Genomic DNA, 4,934 nt, shown 5'->3' with positions numbered 1-4,934 from the left:
TAGCGATGAAGGTTTAGGGATGCGCTTGGCAGCGGCACTCTTTGACCAGTTGGAAGCCTCTACGAATCTGTTGGTCAACCCTGGCGACTACACCCTCTTGAGCGGCAGGCTGCACCTCTTCCCGGAGATAGCAGGACTCGAGACGCTTGCTTTCGACCTCGAGTATGCTCTGCACTTCGGTGATGCATTCTTGCGCCATGCCCTCAACCTCAACACCGCTCTGGAAGAAGGGCCGCATAGCTTGTCGGTCGGCTACCGACAGGTTAAGGCCGGATATCATAATGCGGCGCATGGTAGTTCCAGGCTGGATGTACAGGGCGAGATCGGGCTGAGCGACGCGCCAACCGTGAGTGCTAGCGCGCGGCTTCGCCAGGAGGCGCGCTATGAGGCGGATGGCCCTTTTGCAAGCATGCCCGAGCGCTACAGCTTGCGTTTGGAAGGCGCGCTACGCGGAAGCTTTGAAGGTATCAGCACGTCGCTTGGCTACGATAACCTAAATGATGTCAGGAACGAGCAGGGCACCAGTCGGCAGCGCAACGTTCTGCGCTTTGGTGTGGGCCTGCCACTCACAGCTGAAGTAGACCTGCAGCAGTCGCTCGGATGGCAGCGGGAGCAGCGTTCGCAAGAGGAAGGTCCTCGCGACACCCTCCTGTATAATGCCGATCTAGGGTTTCTTGCACTCGAGGGCGACCTGAACGCTCAGCTCGAGCTGGGATACGACCTGCAAGCTGGGAATTTCAGCAGCCTCACACTTGGCGCAGGCTGGCTTGGTCTGGTCACGGATACGTTCACCTTGTATGTGAACGGCAGTCTCCATTTCGCTGAGAACCAAGAGTATGCTGAGCTCTCAGGGGGCGGCTTCTACCAATTGGAGGATGGCCAGGCACTGGATTTCGATGCTTTACTTTCCCTCCACCGTGAGCTCGAGCCTTTGCTGCAGGTGACTCTCGGATATAGCTTGCCTATCGAGGTGCCGCTGGGGCACCAATAGCAGCGAGGCTCAGCGTGACGACCCTAGCTGCTGGCGGTCACTAGAGATTCCAGAACTCGAGCCCGCCGTCATAACCCGGCAGGGCGCGCGCGGCAAAGGCCTCGAGACCGTCACGGTCGGGGGATTCCAGGTAGTAGCGAAAGTTGCCGAGATAGCGCTGGACCACGGCAGGGGAGAGGCCGAGGCGCTCGGCTTCGGGCTCGGCTACCTCGGCAAGATGGCCGAGCCCCGCCTCCCGCGCGGCGCGCAGCTTGGCGACCATGAACGCCGACGGAGGCTTGTCCCTGGGTGAGGCCCAGACGGCGAAGGTGAAGGGCAGACGGGTGCGCTCGTACCAGCTCTCGCCGAGGTCGGTCACCAGGGGCCGGCGCTCTCCCAGCGAGCGTCTGCTGACCGCCTCGCTCAGGGCCAGATCGCCGATAAGCAGGGCGGCGTCACAGCGCGCCATCATGCCGCCCAAGTCCGGCGCCATGGGCACGAGTTCGGCCCTGATGCCGTCCTCTTCCAGGAGCAGCTTGAGAAGCTGAACGCTGGTGGCCGAGTCGGTGGTCACCGCGACGCGCTTGCCGTCCAGCCTCTCCCAGGGCTCCCAGCTGAAGAGCATGACGCTGTAGACCGGCCCCAGGCTGCTGATCGAAAAGTCGGGCAAGGCCTTAAGCTCGCGGCGGTGCTTCAGGAATTCAACGCTCGACATGAGCGTCAGGTCGATCTCCCCGACTAAGAGCTTGCGGTTGAGCTCGCTGGGCACGCCGCGCACGAACTCGGCGCCCGCCCAAGGACTGAGCCCCCAGTGGAGCGGCGCCACGTTGGTGTAGGAGACGATGCCGAGGCGCTCGGCAGCAAGCGAAGGTTGAGCATCAACCAGCGAAGAACCGAAGCTTGACCTTTCAACCTTCACCTTCGACTTAACCATAGACCTCGAGCTCGTTGTAGAGCGCGTCGCGCCTCACCGGGACGCGCCCCGCCGCCCTGATGAGCGTGACCAGTTCCTCTTCGGTCATGCCCTGCTCGGTGACGGCGCCCGAGGCGTGGGCGATGCGCTCGTCCTTGATGGTGCCGTCGATGTCGCTGACGCCGCAAGACAGCGAGACCTGGGTCATCGCCGGGGTGATCATCACCCAGTAGCCCTTGACGTGGTCGAAGTTGTCGAGCATGATGCGCGCCACCGCCAGGTTGCGCAGGTCGTCTAAGCCGGTGGTGAACTCGCTCTTGTTGAGCGCTTTCGCGAGCGGGTTGTTGTCGGGCTGAAAGGCCAGCGGGATGAAGGAGAAAAAGCCGCCCGTCTCGTCTTGCAGCTCGCGCAGGCGCAGCATGTGGTCCATGCGGTCCTCCAGGCTTTCCACGTGGCCGTAGAGCATGGTGGCGTTGCTGCGGACGCCCAGCTCGTGGGCGCTGCGGTGGACCCCCAGCCAGCCCTCGGCGGTCACCTTGTTGCGGGCGATCTTGCGCCGCACCCTCTCGGCGAAGATCTCCGCGCCGCCGCCGGGCATGGCCACCAGGCCGGCGTCTTTTAGTTCCGCGAGGATCTCCCGGTAGGGCTTCTTGGTCAGTTTGTGGAAGTGGTGGATCTCGGCGGCGGTCCAGGCTTTGACCTGCACGCCCGGATACCTGTCGGTGAGCCCGCGCACCAGGTCCAGGTAGTACTGCCAGTCGCGTCGGGGGTGGTGGCCCGAGGCGATGTGGATTTCCGTGAGATCGGGGTGGTAGTGCCTGTCGACGAAGGCCCAGACCTCGTCCAAGTCGTAATCCCAGACGCCCTCCTCGCCGAATCTGCGCTGGAAGCCGCAGAAGGTGCAGCCCACGTAGCAGACGTTCGTCTGCGACAGCCTCAGCGAGTGGACGAAGTAGGCCTTGGCGCCGACCTTGCGCCGCCGCACCCGGTCGGCCAAGCGGGCGACGGTGGGCAGGTCGTGGCTGCGGAAGAGCCGCATGCCCTCGTCGAAAGAGAGGCGCTCGCCCGCCAGCACCTTGTCGGTGATGGGCCGGAGTGCCCTGTCGGTGACCTGAAAGTCTTGATCCGGGCTATCTTGCTCCCGGCACGGGGCGATGCTCATAAGGCAATTATAGCAGCGCCCCTCGGCCGAGACTGAAAGGCACATTGCACGTTATTTCACATAGGCCTCCGGGTGGCGGGGGCGGTACGGCTTTGAATCCGTTAAGCTGGGGCATGCCTTCTCCCGATGTGCCTGCTCTCGACGTGATCGCGCTGGGCGAGTTGCTGATCGACTTCGTGCCGACCAGAGGCGGCGTGACCCTGGCCCAGGCCGACACCTTCGTCAAGGCGCCGGGCGGCGCGCCCGCCAACGTGGCGGTGGGCCTCGCGCGCCTGGGTCTGAAGAGCGGCTTCATGGGCAAGGTCGGCGACGAGGCCTTTGGGCACTGGTTGGCCGAGGTGCTGGAGGGCGAAGGTGTGGACCTGGGCGGCCTCCGCTTCGACCCTGAGGCGCGCACCGCCCTGGCCTTCGTCTCGCTCACCGCGAGCGGCGAGCGGGACTTCATGTTCTACCGGCAGCCGAGCGCCGACATGCGCCACCACCCCGACGAGATCGACCCCGGCTACCTCGCCGCGGCAAAGGTCTTGCACGTCGGCAGCATCTCGCTCATCGCCGAGCCCGCCCGCGGCGCCACCCTAAAGGCCATCGACCTCGCCCGCGCCCAAGGGCTCGAGGTCTCCTACGACCCCAACCTGCGCATGGCGCTGTGGCCGGACGAAGAGGCCGCGAGGGAGGGCATCTTGAGCATCTGGGAGCGCGCTAGCGTCATCAAGATCAGCGACGCCGAGTTGGGCTTTCTGAGCGGCGAGACCAGCCTGGCGGCGGCGCGCTCGCTTCTGCACGGCGGCCTTGCGCTCCTGGTGGTGACGCGCGGCGAGGACGGGGTGAGCTACCTGACGCCGCGGTCCGAGGGCGAGGTAGCGAGCGTGAGGGTGGAGGCGGTCGATACCACGGGCGCGGGCGACGCCTTTATGGCGGGGCTGCTAGCGGGCTTGCTCGAGGATAAGGACGCCCTCCAGAACACCGAGCGCCTCGAGGCGGTCTTGCGCCGCGCCAACGCCTGCGGCGCGCTGGCCACCACCAAGCGCGGCGCCATTCCGGCCTTGCCAAGGCGCGAAGAACTCGAGCGCTTCCTGGCGTCTCGAGCGTGAGCCGGGTTGTAAACTTGGGCCGGACGGTGAAGGGGCAAAAAAAGCGCGCTCTTCAGGCGCTGATAAACCCCATGCTACACCCATATGCAGCATCTGTCAAGACTATCCAGCCTACGGCCGGGCGCCCGCGCTATAGCGCCCAAAATCGCGCCCAAACCTTCGGCGAAAGCCTGGTGTTTGCAGCCTCGCGGTCCTCTCCGGCGCGGTCTGAGAAAGCCTGTGGTCGATGAGCCTGCTCGAGCTGCCGCAGCTCCACCCGGCAGCTCCACCGGCAGCCTGAGAGACTCGCGGAACCGGTCGCCGCTCCTAGTGGCTTCCCTGGCCCAGCTCACCACAGGCCGCGCCCAGCTCACCCACGCCCAGCTCACCCTCGGCGCGGTAGACGCGGACGTGAAAGTCGCCCTGCACCAGGCCCCCGTGGTGAAGGGGCGTGTGGGTGGCGCCGAGGCCGCTCTCGCCTTGGACGCTTGCCAGCGGCAGGAGCACGGCGCCACCGCTGCCGCAGCCCCCGACTCCCAAGTGCGCAAGATAACCCTCTCCGGCCGCGCTGTCCTCCATGAAGACCGCGATGGTGGTACCGGCCGCGCCGTAGTCGGTGAGCAGCGCCACGCCGCGCCGCTCGCCCTGTGCCGTCAGGGCGAAGCGCGGCCGCCTCAAGGTGGCGTAGGCCTCTCTCGCCACGGTTCTCGCCACGGTGTCCGGCTCCACAGTGTCCGGCGCCACGGTGTCCGGCGCGGCGGTGGGAGCGTCAGGCAGCCCGGGAGCCGTGGGCGGGCGTGCCGGCCCGGCCCTCAGGAC

5 protein-coding genes are annotated in these 4,934 nt (G+C 65.9%); 2 read left to right on the top strand and 3 right to left on the bottom strand.

Features of this window, described 5'->3' with window-relative positions; translation table 11 throughout:
• Positions 1-991 (top strand): hypothetical protein (locus tag M3498_03150; protein MDQ3458292.1); only part of this gene is annotated, 991 nt, incomplete at its 5' end.
• Positions 992-1,031: 40 nt separating this feature from the next.
• On the opposite strand, the gene M3498_03145 is transcribed toward M3498_03150, so the two are convergent.
• Positions 1,032-1,889 carry a menaquinone biosynthesis protein gene (locus M3498_03145; GenBank protein MDQ3458291.1) on the bottom strand — a complete coding sequence of 286 codons (858 nt, stop codon included), beginning with the start codon at positions 1,887-1,889 and terminating at the stop codon, positions 1,032-1,034.
• A 7-nt stretch (positions 1,890-1,896) separates the two neighbouring features.
• A complete protein-coding gene (mqnE, locus tag M3498_03140) occupies positions 1,897-3,045 on the bottom strand; it encodes an aminofutalosine synthase MqnE (GenBank protein ID MDQ3458290.1) in 1,149 nt (382 codons plus the stop codon).
• A gap of 113 nt (positions 3,046-3,158) precedes the next feature.
• On the opposite strand from mqnE, the gene M3498_03135 reads away from it, so the two are divergent.
• Entirely contained in the window at positions 3,159-4,136 is a 978-nt protein-coding gene (locus M3498_03135; GenBank protein ID MDQ3458289.1) for a PfkB family carbohydrate kinase, read from the top strand.
• Between the two features lie 306 nt (positions 4,137-4,442).
• Here M3498_03135 and M3498_03130 read toward each other — a convergent pair.
• Positions 4,443-4,934: hypothetical protein (locus tag M3498_03130; GenBank protein MDQ3458288.1), on the bottom strand; the 492-nt coding region annotated here is incomplete at its 5' end.

Source organism: Deinococcota bacterium (assembly GCA_030858465.1).
Lineage (GTDB): Bacteria > Deinococcota > Deinococci > Deinococcales > Trueperaceae > JALZLY01.
Note: the sequence above shows the minus strand (reverse complement) of the source record. Positions and strands in the feature narration are given on the sequence as shown.

Bases quoted from the DNA above. Each gene is read 5' to 3' on its own strand.
- mqnE (MDQ3458290.1), bottom strand. From the start codon at position 3,045: ATGAGCATCGCCCCGTGCCGGGAGCAAGATAGCCCGGATCAAGACTTT.
- M3498_03135 (MDQ3458289.1), top strand. From the start codon at position 3,159: ATGCCTTCTCCCGATGTGCCTGCTCTCGACGTGATCGCGCTGGGCGAG.